At 46.2% G+C, this 14,862-nt stretch carries 17 protein-coding genes and 1 riboswitch; of the genes, 15 read left to right on the top strand and 2 right to left on the bottom strand.

Features of this window, described 5'->3' with window-relative positions; translation table 11 throughout:
- Positions 1-114: 114 nt before the first annotated feature.
- The 3 genes from QFZ80_RS09860 to QFZ80_RS09870 all read left to right on the top strand — a co-directional run bounded on the left by QFZ80_RS09860 (position 115) and on the right by QFZ80_RS09870 (position 2,183).
- Positions 115-1,194, top strand: a complete 1,080-nt coding sequence (locus tag QFZ80_RS09860; RefSeq protein WP_373460391.1) for an MBL fold metallo-hydrolase — start codon at positions 115-117, stop codon at positions 1,192-1,194.
- Positions 1,195-1,202: 8 nt separating this feature from the next.
- Positions 1,203-1,679, top strand: coding sequence for an SRPBCC family protein (locus tag QFZ80_RS09865; protein WP_307558672.1), 477 nt, complete (start codon positions 1,203-1,205; stop codon positions 1,677-1,679).
- 78 nt (positions 1,680-1,757) lie between these two features.
- Positions 1,758-2,183: a hypothetical protein gene (locus QFZ80_RS09870; RefSeq protein ID WP_307558674.1), complete on the top strand. Its 426-nt coding sequence runs from the start codon at positions 1,758-1,760 to the stop codon at positions 2,181-2,183.
- Positions 2,184-2,250: 67 nt separating this feature from the next.
- Here QFZ80_RS09870 and QFZ80_RS09875 read toward each other — a convergent pair whose 3' ends face one another.
- Positions 2,251-2,829, bottom strand: coding sequence for a guanylate kinase (locus tag QFZ80_RS09875; RefSeq protein ID WP_307547064.1), 579 nt, complete (start codon positions 2,827-2,829; stop codon positions 2,251-2,253).
- Positions 2,830-2,993: 164 nt separating this feature from the next.
- Here QFZ80_RS09875 and QFZ80_RS09880 point away from each other — a divergent pair, with 164 nt between their 5' ends.
- The 11 genes from QFZ80_RS09880 to QFZ80_RS09930 all read left to right on the top strand — a co-directional run bounded on the left by QFZ80_RS09880 (position 2,994) and on the right by QFZ80_RS09930 (position 14,081).
- Positions 2,994-3,224, top strand: a complete 231-nt coding sequence (locus QFZ80_RS09880; RefSeq protein ID WP_307547063.1) for a hypothetical protein — start codon at positions 2,994-2,996, stop codon at positions 3,222-3,224.
- A gap of 42 nt (positions 3,225-3,266) precedes the next feature.
- Positions 3,267-3,468, top strand: a riboswitch (cobalamin riboswitch).
- Positions 3,469-3,609: 141 nt separating this feature from the next.
- Entirely contained in the window at positions 3,610-5,304 is a 1,695-nt protein-coding gene (gene cobJ, locus QFZ80_RS09885; protein WP_307558676.1) for a precorrin-3B C(17)-methyltransferase, read from the top strand.
- Between the two features lie 19 nt (positions 5,305-5,323).
- Positions 5,324-6,262 (top strand): sirohydrochlorin chelatase, encoded by a 939-nt coding sequence (locus tag QFZ80_RS09890; protein ID WP_307558678.1) that lies wholly within the window; start codon positions 5,324-5,326, stop codon positions 6,260-6,262.
- Entirely contained in the window at positions 6,259-7,035 is a 777-nt protein-coding gene (gene cobK / locus QFZ80_RS09895; protein ID WP_307558680.1) for a precorrin-6A reductase, read from the top strand. Before QFZ80_RS09890 ends, cobK begins: the two co-directional genes overlap by 4 nt.
- Positions 7,036-7,040: 5 nt before the next feature.
- On the top strand, positions 7,041-7,691 hold the full coding sequence (locus tag QFZ80_RS09900) for a precorrin-8X methylmutase (RefSeq protein WP_307547057.1): 651 nt from the start codon (positions 7,041-7,043) through the stop codon (positions 7,689-7,691).
- A 5-nt stretch (positions 7,692-7,696) separates the two neighbouring features.
- Positions 7,697-8,827 carry a cobalt-precorrin-5B (C(1))-methyltransferase gene (locus QFZ80_RS09905; RefSeq protein ID WP_307558682.1) on the top strand — a complete coding sequence of 377 codons (1,131 nt, stop codon included), beginning with the start codon at positions 7,697-7,699 and terminating at the stop codon, positions 8,825-8,827.
- Positions 8,824-10,059, top strand: coding sequence for a precorrin-6y C5,15-methyltransferase (decarboxylating) subunit CbiE (gene cbiE, locus QFZ80_RS09910; RefSeq protein WP_307558685.1), 1,236 nt, complete (start codon positions 8,824-8,826; stop codon positions 10,057-10,059). The genes QFZ80_RS09905 and cbiE overlap by 4 nt, the downstream gene beginning before the upstream one ends.
- Positions 10,052-10,762: a precorrin-2 C(20)-methyltransferase gene (gene cobI / locus QFZ80_RS09915; RefSeq protein WP_307558686.1), complete on the top strand. Its 711-nt coding sequence runs from the start codon at positions 10,052-10,054 to the stop codon at positions 10,760-10,762. Before cbiE ends, cobI begins: the two co-directional genes overlap by 8 nt.
- Positions 10,763-11,539, top strand: coding sequence for a precorrin-4 C(11)-methyltransferase (cobM, locus tag QFZ80_RS09920; RefSeq protein ID WP_307547050.1), 777 nt, complete (start codon positions 10,763-10,765; stop codon positions 11,537-11,539).
- On the top strand, positions 11,536-12,693 hold the full coding sequence (locus QFZ80_RS09925; RefSeq protein ID WP_307558688.1) for a cobalt-precorrin 5A hydrolase: 1,158 nt from the start codon (positions 11,536-11,538) through the stop codon (positions 12,691-12,693). Before cobM ends, QFZ80_RS09925 begins: the two co-directional genes overlap by 4 nt.
- Positions 12,693-14,081 carry a cobyrinic acid a,c-diamide synthase CobB gene (locus QFZ80_RS09930; protein WP_307558690.1) on the top strand — a complete coding sequence of 463 codons (1,389 nt, stop codon included), beginning with the start codon at positions 12,693-12,695 and terminating at the stop codon, positions 14,079-14,081. The genes QFZ80_RS09925 and QFZ80_RS09930 overlap by 1 nt, the downstream gene beginning before the upstream one ends.
- 46 nt (positions 14,082-14,127) lie before the next feature.
- Here QFZ80_RS09930 and QFZ80_RS09935 read toward each other — a convergent pair whose 3' ends face one another.
- On the bottom strand, positions 14,128-14,394 hold the full coding sequence (locus QFZ80_RS09935) for a hypothetical protein (RefSeq protein ID WP_029192924.1): 267 nt from the start codon (positions 14,392-14,394) through the stop codon (positions 14,128-14,130).
- A gap of 180 nt (positions 14,395-14,574) precedes the next feature.
- On the opposite strand from QFZ80_RS09935, the gene QFZ80_RS09940 reads away from it, so the two are divergent.
- Positions 14,575-14,829, top strand: coding sequence for a hypothetical protein (locus QFZ80_RS09940; RefSeq protein WP_307547047.1), 255 nt, complete (start codon positions 14,575-14,577; stop codon positions 14,827-14,829).
- Positions 14,830-14,862: the final 33 nt, after the last annotated feature.

The raw sequence follows: 14,862 nt of genomic DNA on the forward strand, positions 1-14,862 counted from the left end.
ATTAGGGTTGTTAATCAAATCTTGGAACCATACGATGTGGATTTACGTTAATACATCTAGTCATAAAAGACTATTCCAATACGTTTAAGCATGGAGGCAGAGAAGTTGTTACTTATATTGACGAGTATCGTAGTGGGAATTATGTGCGTTATTGTACTTTTTATGAATGTTTATCCTGTTTTTGGTCGGAAACCATCGAAGGAGAAGGCTCGCGTATTCTCTCGATCCTCTCAGTATTTGAATGGGAAATTCGAAAACCCTGTTCCTACCATGATGAATATGGGCTTCAGGAATACGGTCGGGATCTTGCTTGATTTTGCGAAAAGCAGTCCTAATCGACGTCCAAAGACGCAATTTGCGATGGAAAACCCTAATTTGACCAAGGATCTGGAAACAAAAGTGACTTGGTTTGGTCATTCGGCTTCCTTGTTAACGATTGATGGCAAAGCCCTATTATTAGATCCCATGTTCGGGAAAGCTCCTTCGCCGTTTCCATGGTTTGGGAAGGGAAGATATAGCGGTGGATTGCCTTTTGAAATAGCGCAGCTGCCCGTGATTGATGCTGTTATTTTGTCACACGACCATTATGATCATTTGGATTATGGAACGATAATGAAAATAAAGCATAAAGTGAACAAGTTTTTTGTCCCGCTTGGGGTTGCCGATCATCTGATCAGATGGGGGGTGCTGCCTGAGAAGATCGAAGAGTATGATTGGTGGGAAGAGTTTACGTTTGAAGGTCTAACGTTGGCCTGTACGCCAGCTATACACTTTTCGGGGAGAAGTATGACGGATCGCGGTGCTACCTTATGGTGCTCGTGGGTGATCAAAGGAAAGCAGGCGGGCATCTTCTTCAGTGGCGATAGTGGGTATTCCCCTCATTTCAAAGAAATTGGGCTTAAGTATGGTCCGTTCGATCTTACTCTGATGGAGTGCGGTCAATACGATGATCGCTGGTCTGATATTCATATGATGCCGGAAGAAACGGTTCAAGCCCATATGGATGTGAAAGGGGAGCTGATGATACCGATACATTGGGGAGCATTCACGCTGGCCTTACATGACTGGACAGATCCGGTAGAGCGTGCTACAAGGGCAGCGCATGCTAGTAAAGTATCAATTGTCACACCGAAAATAGGTCAAACTGTTATTGTGAATGCCGCGGATTATCCGATAGAAACTTGGTGGAAGTAGAGGATTCAATGCCAACAATACGACAGGAGTTACTTATTCATGCACCTATTGAAGTGTGTTTTGATTTGGCAAGGAGTATAGATATCCATGCAGAATCAACCTCTCATACGAAGGAACGAGCGATAGCAGGCAGGATACAGGGGTTGATTGAGCATGGAGAAACAGTGACTTGGGAAGCTTATCATTTAGGTATTAAGCAGCAATTGACTGCCCAGATTACAGAGATGGTGAAGCCGTATTACTTTGTAGATGAAATGGTTAGAGGGGCGTTCAAGCGATTTCGTCATACACATGAATTTGTAACTGTAGAGCAAGGCACTTTGATGGTGGATACGTTTGATTACACTTCACCTTTTGGAGGATTGGGGAGGCTTGCCGATCACTTGTTTTTAGCAAAGTATATGACTCGATTTCTTGAAAAGCGTAATAACTACGTGAAGAAGATTGCCGAAGAGACTGCGAACTCTGCAAGCTCTGCAAGGTAAGAACTGGATACTAAAGCGGCCACATGGTATTATGGATAAGGCTGGTAGATCGAAGTGATCAGGAGAGAAGAAGAATCTATGGTTGAACAAAAAAGTGAACGGAAATTTCATTTTCTGGGTGTACTGCTTGGTGTAGCGGTTGATAACTTGGGGACTTTAATATCGACTGCGTTAATTGGCGGTATATATTTTGCTAATCGCCCGGTGGATGAGCAGAATGTAAGTGTTATATATTCGAATGTAGGCCTATTACTTTTGCTTTTGGTAGTTGGTTTGTTCTGGTCGTTTCTTGGCGGATACATCGCCGCAAAGGTTGCGAAGCGCGCCGAATATTTCAATGCAGCCATTATTGGTGTCATCGGCGCTGCAATCGGATTTGATTCCATGTTAACCAATGATAGCATTCCGTTATGGTACGAATTGATTGGTTTTGTCGTCATCGTACCGGTTTCACTATTCGGCGGTTTCGTGGCCTTGAAGAGGAAAAAAGCCCCATTAAAATGAATGTTGGATCGTAAAAAAAGAGACTCGGTGATGTTGATCACCGGGTCTCTTGGCGTTATAAGCACACTTAACTTGTTGTAGTTTGCATGTGAGCGAGCATGGTTGCCTTCACCTTGTCGATCGATTCTTGTAAATTCATATTCTCAAAAACATACTCACAATCCTTGCGGTAGGAGACTTCCTCTATGTAGTGGTTCATGTAGTGGTCAATGACGTCAGTAGGCGTATTTCGAGCAAGCATGCGTTCCATGATCGTTTGTTTGTTGACATAGATGAACAAGCGGATAGCTCTATCTCCAAATGTATACTTGAAACGATTAGCTGCATAACGATTCACAATGACATAGATAAGTCCGTCTTTGCGAAGCGCTTCATCGATGTCCGCTTTCTTGATCCCATAGAAATTCCCGTCAATTTCAACAGTTTGAAAAAATTCACCTGCAATGTCACTATCGATGAACACTTTGCGTGAGATGAAATTATAATCCTTCCCGTTGATTTCTTTGGGTCTAGGTATTCGAGTTGTGTAGGAGACGACAGATGAGAAACCAAGCTCTTTGGCAATGTGATGGGCAATTGTTTTACGACCAGAACCGCTAGTGCCAGTAAAGACAAACACCAATCCATTCGTTTCATGACTGCTCATATCAATTCCTCCTTCATAGAATGAAAGCGATATCTTGATAGATTCATTATAGTACGAAAATTCTGAAAATTAAAGAAATACTTTCTCGTTTTGATAGGAATCAAAGGGTTAAAATACGCTATAATAGATAGCATCACATCGTTTAAATGGAAAGGGATCTAACTATGCCTAAATATGCGAGTTTGAGTGCGGAAGCAACGGAATTTTTACGTCAAAAAACCGGAACCAATCACTTAGAGTGCTATACCTATATTGACCCGGAGCGTGGGGAGGATAGTTTTTTTATTGTTAAAACGATCAACAAGGTCATTCATGTTTCTTTTGCCGAGATGACCTTTGAACCAAGCAGTTACCAGAGTTTGATGGAAGGACTCTACCAGGCCATCTATGAATAAATACGTGACAACCCAATCGATAGATGGTAGGATGATCGTAATTGCATATCAAAGGAATTAGGTGCCATAGATCCATTCGGGTGTATGGTTAAAAGGGAAGACCGGTGAAATACCGGCACGGACCCGCCACTGTAAAAATCGCCGTTTATTACGGAAACTGCTTGCAACATGCCACTGGGTAACAACCTGGGAAGGTGCAAGGGGATGATTAAGTCAGGAGACCTGCCTAATTCAACAACACAATTACCCTACGTGGAATTAGGGAGTGTTAGAGAGCGGTTACTTCTGGTTTTATTAACTGTAGTAATTTACCAAGCGTTTCTAACATGACTTATGTTAGGGATGCTTTTTTTGTTTGTGTAATTACGGGGAAGGGTGATGCAAATTGTCAGGAAAACTGCTCATTATTGGCTTTGGGCCGGGGAGTTTTGAACATATTACGAAGCGTGCAAGGGAAGCGATTCAGGAAAGTGAAGTTATCATCGGATATAACACCTATGTGGATCTTATCTCAGGTCTGTTAACCGAACAGCAAGTAGTTCGAACAGGCATGACGGAAGAAGTGAGTCGTGCGCAAGAGGCTGTGCGGCAAGCCAAGCAGGGGAAGAAGGTTGCCGTTATTTCCAGTGGAGATGCCGGGGTATATGGGATGGCCGGTCTTGTCTATGAGGTATTGATGGAACAAGGCTGGACCCGTGAGGATGGCGTTCAAGTAGAAGTGATTCCTGGCATTTCAGCTGTTCATTCGGCTGGATCTCTGCTAGGCGCTCCAATTATGCATGATTCTTGCACGATTAGCTTAAGTGATCATCTTACACCATGGGAGCTGATAGCGAAGCGGGTTGATGCAGCAGGGATGGCTGATTTCGTTATTGCCCTCTATAACCCGCGAAGCGGTAGACGGACCAGACAAATCGTTGAGACTCAGCGCATTCTCCTTAAGTATCGTTCTCCTTTAACACCTGTTGGGATTGTCAAAAGCGCGTATCGAGATCGCGAGCATGTTGTTGTGACGACATTGGCTGATATGCTGAATCATGATATTGGCATGTTAACGACCATTATTATTGGTAATTCCGCAACCAAGCTGTATGACGGTCTCATGATTACACCGCGCGGTTATCAGCGGAAATACACATTAGGGGCCGAAACACAGCCGCTTAAACCACATCAAAGGTTGAAATCCGAGGCTGAGCCTTGGGCTTTGGAACAATTGGATGAGCAGGATTGGGATGAATCCATGGGGGAGTTCGACGATGAAGATGAACTCTTGGATGATAAGATTACTGAAAATAGAGATCTTTCACAGCTGAAGTCATCACCGATTTTGTCACCTAGTAATTCCTTACAGCTTGCAATAGAAGCCTTGCAGCTAGTATCCAAAGGGAATGAAGAGTTGCCTTTTGAATTTGACAATAAGCTGACTGCGACCCAATCTATCTTTGAGTTTGCAGTAAGCCCCGGAATCGCGAATAAAAAGTTAACAGCAGCCCAACTGTGTGCGTTAGGCGAGATTGTTGGGGATCGTGGAGATATTGAATACTCACCGCATCATCAACTGATTGTTCGTGTGCAAACCGATAACCCTAAGCAGATTACATCCGAGCTAAGTGCACTTGGTTTATTGTTGTCTCCGATTGGCGATGTTGCGCAAATCAAAGCATGCGACTTTTGTAATTTGGAAAAAGGTGAATCTATTCCTTATGCGGAAGCCATCCATCACCGAATTGGCCATCTAGAAGTACCTAAAGAGTTGAAAATTGGGTTCAATGGGTGTGGAATGGCTTGTTATGGGGCTGTTCAGCAAGATATCGGCATCGTCTACCGTAAAGAGAAATTTGATCTGTTTCTTGGCGGAAAAACGGTAGGTCGAAATGCGCATGCGGCTCAGCCCGTTGCAGAAGGAATTGACCCTGGGGAGCTTGTCGAATTAGTTGGCAGGATTGTAGAACGTTACCAAAAAGAAGGACATCCGAATGAACGGTTTCATAAATTTTTCAAGCGTGTTAAAGAAATTGAAGGCTACCGCCATCAAGAAATGGTAGGTTTCGTTATCGAAAATGCCATTTGCGGCGATTAGAATTAGGGGGAAATAAAGGATGAATGCTGTTTTATTTGTGGGTCATGGGAGTCGGGAAGAAGGCGGGAATGAGGAAGTTCGCCTCTTTGTTTCGGAAATAGCGAGTAAGATGAAAGAGCAAATTGTAGAGACCTGTTTCCTAGAATTTGTTCAACCAACGATCATGCAAGGAATTGATCGCTGTGTAGAAATAGGGGCTACTCATATCGTGGTCATTCCGATTATCTTATTTGCGGCCGGGCATGCGAAAATTCATATCCCATCTTCTATTGATGATGCGAAATTAAAATATCCTTTTGTGAAATTTACATACGGCAGACCTATTGGGGTACACGAACAAATTCTCGATATTTTATCCTCCAGGGTAGAAGATCTCGGAGTTCAAGTGAAAGAGGACTTAGGTGAAATAGCTTTACTTATTGTTGGGCGTGGAAGCAGTGATGCAGACGCGAATAGCGATCTGTTTAAAATCTCTCGCTTATTCTGGGAGAAGCTTCAGGTAAAATGGGTGGAAACAGCCTTTATTGGAGTTACAGCACCTCTGATGGATGATGGGGTTGAGCGCTGTTTGCTGCTCGGTGCGAAGAAGGTAATCATTTTGCCTTATTTCCTGTTCACAGGCGTTTTGATTCAACGTATGGATCAAATGGTTCAAGGATATCGGGAGACATATCCAGATAAACAATTCCAGATGGCTCCTTATTTTGGCTTCCATCCACTGCTGCAAGAGATTCTGATTGGACGAGCGCAGGAAGCGCTTCAGGATGAAGTGAAGATGAACTGCGACATGTGCCAATATCGTCTAGAGGCGATGAAGCATATCGATCATCATCACCATCATGATCATGACGATCATCACCATCACGACCATCACGACCATGATCACAAACACGAGCATGACCACGATCACGATCATCATGACCATGTTCATGCTCATTCAAGAGGTGACAGACGATGATTCTCGTTCTTGCAGGTACGAGTGACGCTAGGGAGCTGGCGTTAGGAATTCGCGCAGAAGGATATGCTGTTCTCACAACAGTTGTGACCGAAAGCGCAGCGAAGAGCATGGAGGCGGAAGGGCTTCCAGTACTCACAGGTCGCCTGACCGCGGAAGATATGAACCAGCTAATTCAAGATAAAGGCTTACGCGTGGTTGTTGATGCGACCCATCCGTTTGCTGAGGAAGCGTCGAAGAATGCGATGGCGGCTGCTAAACTGGCTGCTGTACCTTATGTGCGTTTCGAACGTCAAAGCTTGTCCATCGAGCAGGGAACGCTCATCACGACGGTTGATGATTATAAACAGGCTGCAGAGTTAGCGGCTGAAAAGCGCGGCAGCATTATGCTGACTACCGGCAGCAAAACGTTGAAGATTTTTGCTGATCGTCTGATTGGGCTTCCCGATACGAGGCTCATTGCGCGGATGCTTCCTCGCCAAGATAATATGGAGAAATGTGAAGAACTGGGTATTGAGCAGAAAAATATTGTGGCTATGCAAGGCCCTTTTTCCAAAGAGTTAAATAAAGCTCTTTATGACCATTACAAAGTTACCTTGATGATAACGAAAGAAAGCGGGAAAGTCGGAGCCGTGGATGAGAAGCTTGAAGCAGCGCTGGAAATGGGTATTCCGAGTATTGTGATAGGCAGACCTGAACTTGAATATGGGACGCTCTATTCTGACTTTCAAGGCGTTATACAATTTATAAACGATAGCATTCATAAGGAGGGCTAAATAGGATGGATTTTCATACGGATTTTAAACCATTAACGGTACAACCACAAGAAATTGAAGAGAAAAGCTTTGAGATGATTACAGAAGAATTAGGCGAGCATACGTTTACTCCGGAGCAATATCCAGTTGTACAGCGTGTGATTCATGCTTCAGCGGATTTTGAATTAGGACGCAGTCTTGTTTTTCACCCGAGAGCAATCGAAGCAGGTATTGCAGCCATTCGGGCTGGTAAAATCGTTGTGGCTGACGTTCAGATGGTACAAGTCGGCATTAGTAAGCCGCGTATTGAGCAATTCGGCGGCGATGTCAGAGTGTATATCTCGGATAAGGATGTCATGGAGGAAGCCAAGCGTCTGAACACGACACGGGCGATTATTTCAATTCGCAAAGCGATTAAGGAAGCAGATGGAGCTATTTATGCCATCGGGAACGCACCGACAGCCCTGCTGGAGCTGATTCGACTCGTCAAAGAAGGAATTGCGAAGCCGGGGCTCATCGTCGGTGTGCCTGTTGGATTCGTTTCCGCAGCGGAATCGAAGGATGAACTAGCCAAGCTGGACATTCCGTTCATCACGAACGTTGGCCGTAAAGGCGGCAGTCCCGTTGCCGTTGCAGCAGTCAACGCGCTGTCGATTATGGCGACGCGTAAGGAGTAGCGCCGATGGTGGAAGAACCGGGCAAGCCCCTGCGCCACGGCTACACCACCGGCTCCTGCGCAACCGCAGGAGCCAAAGCAGCACTAGTGGCGCTCATCGAGCAAGCGCCACAAACGCACGTGCATATCCGTATCCCGATCGGGGAGACGGTTGAATTTGCCCTGCACAGCTGCACGTTCACACAGCTGTGGGGCGAAGCCGCCGTCATTAAGGACGGCGGCGATGATCCCGATGCGACGCACGGTGCGGAGATCATCGTGCGCGTAAGCTTCCGTGCCGAGCCTGGCGTCGGCATCGATGGCGGCATTGGCGTCGGGCGCGTGACGAAGCCCGGCCTGCCGGTCGAGATCGGTCAAGCGGCGATCAACCCGGTCCCGCGGAAAATGATCCGCGAAACCGTGCAGGAAGTGCTTGACCATTACGAGATCGCGCACGGTGTAGACGTGCTCGTATCTGTGCCCGCCGGCGAAGAAATCGCCAAGAAGACGCTGAACGGGCGTCTTGGCATCCTCGGCGGCATCTCGATTCTCGGTACCCGTGGCACGGTGGTGCCATTCTCGAGTGCGGCCTACAAGGCCAGTGTTGCACAGGCGATTCGCGTAGCCGTGAAATGCGGCTGCAAGCATCTCGTGCTCTCGACCGGCGGCCGGACGGAAGTATTCGGGATTAGCATGTATCCCGAGCTTCCGGAGGAGGCATTTATCGAGATGGGCGATTTCGTGGGGTTTGCTCTGATCCAAGCCCAAAGACAAGGCATTCGTAAGGTGACGTTGGTGGGCATGATGGGCAAGTTCTCTAAGGTGGCACAAGGTGTGATGATGGTGCATTCGAAGAGCGCTCCGGTTGATTTTGGGTTTCTTGCGCAGGTCGCGATCGAATCGGAAGCGTCCGATGCGCTTGTTGAAGAAATCAGAGGTGCCAACACAGCTTCACAGGTTGGAGATTTAATGGCTTCTACGGGGAATTTGCGATATTTTGAGCGGCTATGTGAGCGCTGCAACTTAGCTGGACTAGAAGAGGTTGCGAGAGACGGGTTTGATTTCATAGAAACAGTGATCATTTCGATGAAAGCCGAACTCTTAGGGAAATCGGCGATGGTGAAGCGAAGCGAGAATGGAGAGTTGACATACGAATGAGTAGAAGCGTGAAAGTGATAGGTATCGGCGATAACGGACAAGGGAGCCTGCTCCCTTTATATATCAACTGGATTAATGAAAGTGAATTGCTTGTTGGCGGAGAGCGGAATCTTGCCTTTTTTCCTGAATATAAAGGCGAGAAGATCGTCATAAAAGGCAGCTTGCCAGAGCTCATGAGAAAACTTCAGAAAGAAGAACGTTCCGTTGTCATCTTGGCTTCGGGCGACCCGCTTTTTTATGGGATTGGCGGTTATATAGAGAAGAAGCTGGAAGGTGTGCACATTTATCCGGCTGTTAGCTCGATTCAACTGGCTTTTGCCCGGATGGGGGAAAGCTGGCACGATGCTTATATCACAAGCGTTCATGGACGGAGTATCAAGGGCTTGGCGCAGCGAATAGACGGGAAGGAAAAAGTGGCCCTGCTCACGGATGAATCGAATTCACCGAGTGCGATTGCGGCTTATTTGCTTTCTTTTGGCATGACCGAGTATCGTGCCTTTGTGGCAGAGAATTTGGACGGAGCCGAAGAACGCTATGGTTGGTACGATTTGGACCAGCTTGCCACGGAAACATTTGCACCGCTCAATGTGGTTATTTTGAAAAAACAAGGCCCAGGTCCTGTTTGGCCGCTTGGCATTGAAGATGATCAGTTCGCCCAACGCAAACCGGATAAAGGACTAATAACCAAAAAAGAAATTCGCGTATTAAGTATCAGTCAATTAGCTCTACAAGTGGATAGTGTCGTATGGGATATTGGAACTTGTACAGGATCAATAGCCATTGAGGCGGCACGCATAGCTCGTGAGGGTGCCGTATTTGCCATTGAGAAAAACGAAGACGATCTCCAAAATTGCCTGGAAAACAGCGCCAAGTTTCGTGTTGATCTTACGGCTGTCCATGGCAGAGCACCAAAGGGTCTCGATACTTTTGCAGATCCGGATGCCATCTTTATTGGCGGAAGCGGTGGAGAGATGCAAGAGCTGCTAGAAATTTGTGCTGCTAGACTGAAACCGAATGGCAGGATTGTGTTGAATGCAGCGACGATAGAGACGCTATACGAGGCCGATAAGACGTTTGCGAAGGTCGGTTTCACAACGCAGATATCGCTTGTACAAGTATCGCGCAGCAAGCCTATCCTTCATATGAAACGATTCGACGCACTGAATCCGATCTACATCATCACAGCGCAGCGCAAGCAGACAGATATTGAGGGAGGAACAGGCGATGAGTAAACTCGGCACGCTGTATGGTTTGGGTGTTGGCCCAGGCGATCCGGAATTAATTACGGTCAAGGCTTTTCGATTGTTAAAAGAATGTCCGGTCATTGCTTACCCAAGAAAGAAGCGTGGAGCGAAGAGCTATGCGCTAGCGATTACGGAGCTGTATGTGAATACGGAGCAAAAAGAAATGATGGGGCTCACTTTTCCCATGACAAGGGATAAAGAAGCGCTTGAAATGCAGTGGACGAAGACTGTTGAAAGTGTTTGGGCACATTTGGTGCAAGGGAAAGATGTTGCCTTCGTGACGGAGGGCGACCCGATGATTTACAGCACCTATATTCACTTGATGCGGCTTATGAACGAACGGCATCCTGAAGTAAAGGCTGTCTCCATTCCAGGGATTTCTTCCATTAACGCGTCTGCTTCCCGTTTGGGCATCCCCTTAGCGGATGGTGATGAGCAAATTGCCATCGTCCCGGCTATGGACGACTACGACAAGATGCGCAAAGCCATCGAAGAACATGATTGTGTCGTGTTCATCAAGGTTGCTAAAGTGATAGATTTGATGTTATCTGTACTTCACGATCTCGGACTCGTGAATAAAGCATCCGTTTTAACCAAAGTCACTTCCTCAGAGGAAGAAATTTGGCGTAATGTGGAAGAGCTGCAAGGACGAGAATTAGAATATTTAACCTTGATGGTGGTGAGAAAATAGATGAAACTCTATATTATTGGTGCGGGACCGGGAGATCCGGATTTGATCACTGTGAAAGGCCTAAAACTTCTTCAACAAGCAGATGTTGTGATGTATACAGACTCTCTTGTGAATGAAGAGTTGATCGCTAAGGCGAAGCCTGAAGCAGAAGTGCTGAAAAGCTCCGGCATGGAATTGGTGGAAATGGTTGGCATCATAGTCGACCGCCTTAAACAGGGGAAGATGGTCGTGCGCGTGCATACCGGAGATCCGGCTATGTTCGGTGCAACGATGGAACAAATCGCTTTGCTGCGTAAAGAAAACATTGGCTATGAAATTGTTCCAGGCGTAAGCTCTGTTTTTGCTTCAGCCGCGGCTGTTGGCGCAGAGCTCACGATTCCAGATCTTACCCAAACGGTTATTCTAACTCGAGCAGAAGGTAGAACGCCAGTGCCGGAGCTTGAGAAATTGCGCGATCTTGCCGCACATCATTGTACAATCGCTTTGTTCCTGAGTGCAACTTTAATCAAGAAAGTTGTTAGCGAGTTTATAGAGGCGGGGTGGAGCGAGGAGACACCTGTTGCGGTCGTTCAGCGTGCTACTTGGCCAGATCAGTTAATAGTTCGTACAACAGTAGGAAAGCTTGAAGAGGATATGCGGAGCCTTGGTATCCGTTCGCATGCGATGATTCTGGCAGGCTGGGCGCTGGATCCGGAAATTCATGGCAAAGAGGAGTATCGCTCCAAGTTATACGATAAATCATTTACACACCGCTTCCGCAGAGGTATTAAGCCATGACGATTAGTCTTCAAGAGGGAGTCATTCCTGTTATACGACAGCAAAATGACTATGCAATCGTAGCTATTACGAAGCATGGTGTCGAGATTGCACGTAAGCTGAATGAGCAAATGAGCGGCACGGATGTCTATTACATGAGCAAGTTCGTCAAAGGTGATGAAGAGCAGCGCTCGATACAAATGTTCGAGGGTAGTGTTCGTTTATTATTTCCTGCGCTTTTTCCCGCCTACCAAGGACTTATAATCATAATTTCCCTAGGTGCCGTTGTTCGTATGATTGCTCCATTATTGAAAGATAAGAAGAAAGATCCTGGTGTTGTTGTTATTGATGATAATGGGGAGCATGTCATCAGCATGCTTTCTGGGCATTTGGGTGGTGCGAATGAGCTAACTCATGAGGTTGCAGCTGCTATTGATGCAAGGGCTGTGATTACGACGGCATCGGATGTTCAGAAAACGATTCCTGTCGATCTCTTCGGCCGTCGTTTCGGCTGGGTTTGGGACTCGGCAGATAAACTGACCCCGGTCAGCGCTGCTGTCGTTAATGAAGAGCGAATTGCTGTTATTCAGGAATCGGGTGAACCGAATTGGTGGACGCATGAGCGACCTATACCCGCTAATATTAGGCGATTCACATCGATTTCGGATGGTCGAGCAAGCGAGCCGAATGCCGTCCTGCTCATCACGCATCGACTTCTGGGGCCAGAGGAGGAAAGCATTCTAACTAATGGTGTACTGTACAGGCCGAAAGTTATCATTCTCGGAATAGGCTGTAACCGCGGAACTCCAGCTGATGAAATTGAACAAGTCATACAAGTAGCACTTGAAGAGCTTTCATTTTCCATACGAAGCGTGAAAGCCGTTTGCACGATCGATTTGAAGAAGGACGAAGTAGGCTTGCTTGAGGTTACGCGTAATCACGGCTGGGAGTTCATCACCTATACACCTGAAGAGTTGAATACAGTGACCATCGAGGAACCTTCTGAGACTGTGTATCAGTTTACAGGAGCGTATGCAGTAAGTGAGCCGGCTGTTAAGCTTTACACGGGCCAAGACAAACTAACTTTAATTAAGAAAAAATCAGGAAATGTCACAATTTCTGTGGGATTACTCGACTTTACTGATTCTGCTTCATTCGAACGAGGTGGCTTGTGATGGATCGGCGGATTGTGATTGCAGGCACAGGAAGTGGTGTAGGGAAGACCACTTTGACCATCGGTATTATGGCTGCGTTACAGAAACGAGGAATTACGGTTCAGGGATTTAAGTGTGGTCCCGATTATATCGATCCAACCTATCATTCGGCTGTGACGGGAAGGCCTTCACGCAACTTGGATTCATGGATGACTGGGCGTGAAGCGGTGAAGGAAATATTTGACCGCGGAAGTCAAGCTTCAGATATATCGATTATCGAAGGTGTTATGGGGATGTTCGATGGCAAAAACCCACTCACTGATGAAGGCAGTACAGCGGATATAGGACGCATACTAGGTGCTCCGATCGTGTTAATTGTCAACATTGCGAGTATGGCAAGAAGTGCCGCTGCGATCGTGAAAGGCTATCAGCAGTTTGGTCAAGGCGATAACATTGTAGGTGTCATTGCCAATCGAGCAGGCAGCGAAGGGCATTATAAGATGGTTAAGCAAGCTATCGAGCAGGAATGCGGTGTTCCTGTCCTTGGTTATTTGCCTCGTGACACGAACATTGAACTTCCTGAAAGGCACTTAGGTCTGGTTCCATCGATTGAGCGAGGCGAGCTCCGACCTTTTTTTGAGCTTTTGGCTGAAAAAATGACGTCACATATAGATTTGGACCTTTTATTGGATTTAGCCAAAGCTGAGCCAATAGAGTGCAAGCCCGTTTTATTTACTAGCAATGATCAATTTGAGGCACCTAAACGAGTTAAAATCGCGATTGCGAAAGATGCCGCATTTCACTTTTATTATCCGGAAAATCTGGAACTGTTAGAGGCAGGAGGTGCGGAATGTGTATTCTTTTCGCCGCTTGCAGGTGAAGAGGTTCCTGTTGATGCAGATGGACTTTATATTGGTGGAGGGTTTCCCGAGGAATTCGCCGAGCGATTAGCTGCCGAAGAAGGGGTTAAGGCCTCTGTCCGCTGCCGAATTGAGGAAGGTATTCCGACACTCGCTGAATGCGGTGGATTTATGTTCCTCACGGAACAAATTGTAGATACGACAGGAATTGAATTTCCAATGGTTGGCTTGATCCCCGGAAAAGTCACGATGCAGACAAAGTTAGCAGCTTTAGGTTACCGCGAGGCTACAGGTGTAGAAGAGAACTTCTTGCTACCTGCAGGTGAAGAGGCTCGCGGCCATGAATTTCATTATTCAACTTTTCAAGTGAATGAGGGTGCGGATGTGAAAGCTGCCTTTCTATCGAAGGGCCGGCTTGGAACCAAAGCAGATGGGTATCTCACCGGGAATCTTGTTGCCGGTTATACACATTTGCATTTCGCATCAAATCCGAGCATGGTGAAGGAATGGATTCATGCGTGTAAGCAGTATCAACAAAGTCGTAACTAACAATGAAACCCCTTAGCCGAGTTAGCTAGGGGGTTTCGTCATGCCGTTATTTTATGAAGGTTAGAGCTTGATCCGCAATGGAATATTTATAGCGGTCAAGACAGTTGCAAAGGTAATCTTTGCGGCAAATCGGGCAAGGTTCTTTCATCAATCTATTCAAATCAGTCACTTTGCCGATACCGGTTTCGGAATCTCTTTCGAAGAAAAGACGGCATTTGTTGCGGTCTTTCAGTGAGACAACGACTTCGAATAGACCATTTTTTTTATTATCACTAACTATTGTTGCATCTACTACTTGCGGATCGTATGCCATTGTAATTCCTCCTAAGAGTTTTGCTTTAGCAAAACTTTCTACGTAAGCTTAAAGCATAAACTAGCATTGTCGTTAGGGATCATTGATCGGAGATCAAAGTCTCACCTCGTTGTTTAGCTTGTGCGCATTAGTATATTATATAAATAAAAAAGATTTAATTCAATAGGAGGACCTACACGCGTGATTATGGACTATTGTGAGCAGGAAATGACTGAAGGGAAGGTACAGCTCCACATCGGCCTTCAGTTTGAAGATGAACCTGATTCCTTATATGTAGCGGAGTTAGAGCTGGGAGATAACGGCGTTGTGAAGGAGTGGAAGCTGTTCTTTAACGGGTTTGACTGTAACTATACGTTTCGTCGTGCGGAAAGAGAAGCGTTAGTCCGTTATGCAGCCGAACAAGGAATCACAATCAAAGAGATAAATGAAGCATGAAAAAAGGAATCGTCCCCATGCGAATGGTTCAAA

The organism is Paenibacillus sp. V4I7 (assembly GCF_030817275.1).
GTDB lineage: Bacteria > Bacillota > Bacilli > Paenibacillales > NBRC-103111 > Paenibacillus_E.

What these genes read in the sequence shown, in the direction of transcription:
- QFZ80_RS09875 (WP_307547064.1), bottom strand. Translation starts at nt 2,829, where the DNA reads ATGAGCAGTCATGAAACGAATGGATTGGTGTTTGTCTTTACTGGCACT.
- QFZ80_RS09880 (WP_307547063.1), top strand. Translation starts at nt 2,994, where the DNA reads ATGCCTAAATATGCGAGTTTGAGTGCGGAAGCAACGGAATTTTTACGT.
- cobM (WP_307547050.1), top strand. Translation starts at nt 10,763, where the DNA reads ATGAAACTCTATATTATTGGTGCGGGACCGGGAGATCCGGATTTGATC.
- QFZ80_RS09865 (WP_307558672.1), top strand. Translation starts at nt 1,203, where the DNA reads ATGCCAACAATACGACAGGAGTTACTTATTCATGCACCTATTGAAGTG.
- cbiE (WP_307558685.1), top strand. Translation starts at nt 8,824, where the DNA reads ATGAGTAGAAGCGTGAAAGTGATAGGTATCGGCGATAACGGACAAGGG.
- QFZ80_RS09930 (WP_307558690.1), top strand. Translation starts at nt 12,693, where the DNA reads ATGGATCGGCGGATTGTGATTGCAGGCACAGGAAGTGGTGTAGGGAAG.
- QFZ80_RS09870 (WP_307558674.1), top strand. Translation starts at nt 1,758, where the DNA reads ATGGTTGAACAAAAAAGTGAACGGAAATTTCATTTTCTGGGTGTACTG.
- QFZ80_RS09890 (WP_307558678.1), top strand. Translation starts at nt 5,324, where the DNA reads ATGAATGCTGTTTTATTTGTGGGTCATGGGAGTCGGGAAGAAGGCGGG.
- QFZ80_RS09905 (WP_307558682.1), top strand. Translation starts at nt 7,697, where the DNA reads ATGGTGGAAGAACCGGGCAAGCCCCTGCGCCACGGCTACACCACCGGC.
- QFZ80_RS09935 (WP_029192924.1), bottom strand. Translation starts at nt 14,394, where the DNA reads ATGGCATACGATCCGCAAGTAGTAGATGCAACAATAGTTAGTGATAAT.
- cobI (WP_307558686.1), top strand. Translation starts at nt 10,052, where the DNA reads ATGAGTAAACTCGGCACGCTGTATGGTTTGGGTGTTGGCCCAGGCGAT.
- QFZ80_RS09925 (WP_307558688.1), top strand. Translation starts at nt 11,536, where the DNA reads ATGACGATTAGTCTTCAAGAGGGAGTCATTCCTGTTATACGACAGCAA.
- QFZ80_RS09900 (WP_307547057.1), top strand. Translation starts at nt 7,041, where the DNA reads ATGGATTTTCATACGGATTTTAAACCATTAACGGTACAACCACAAGAA.
- cobK (WP_307558680.1), top strand. Translation starts at nt 6,259, where the DNA reads ATGATTCTCGTTCTTGCAGGTACGAGTGACGCTAGGGAGCTGGCGTTA.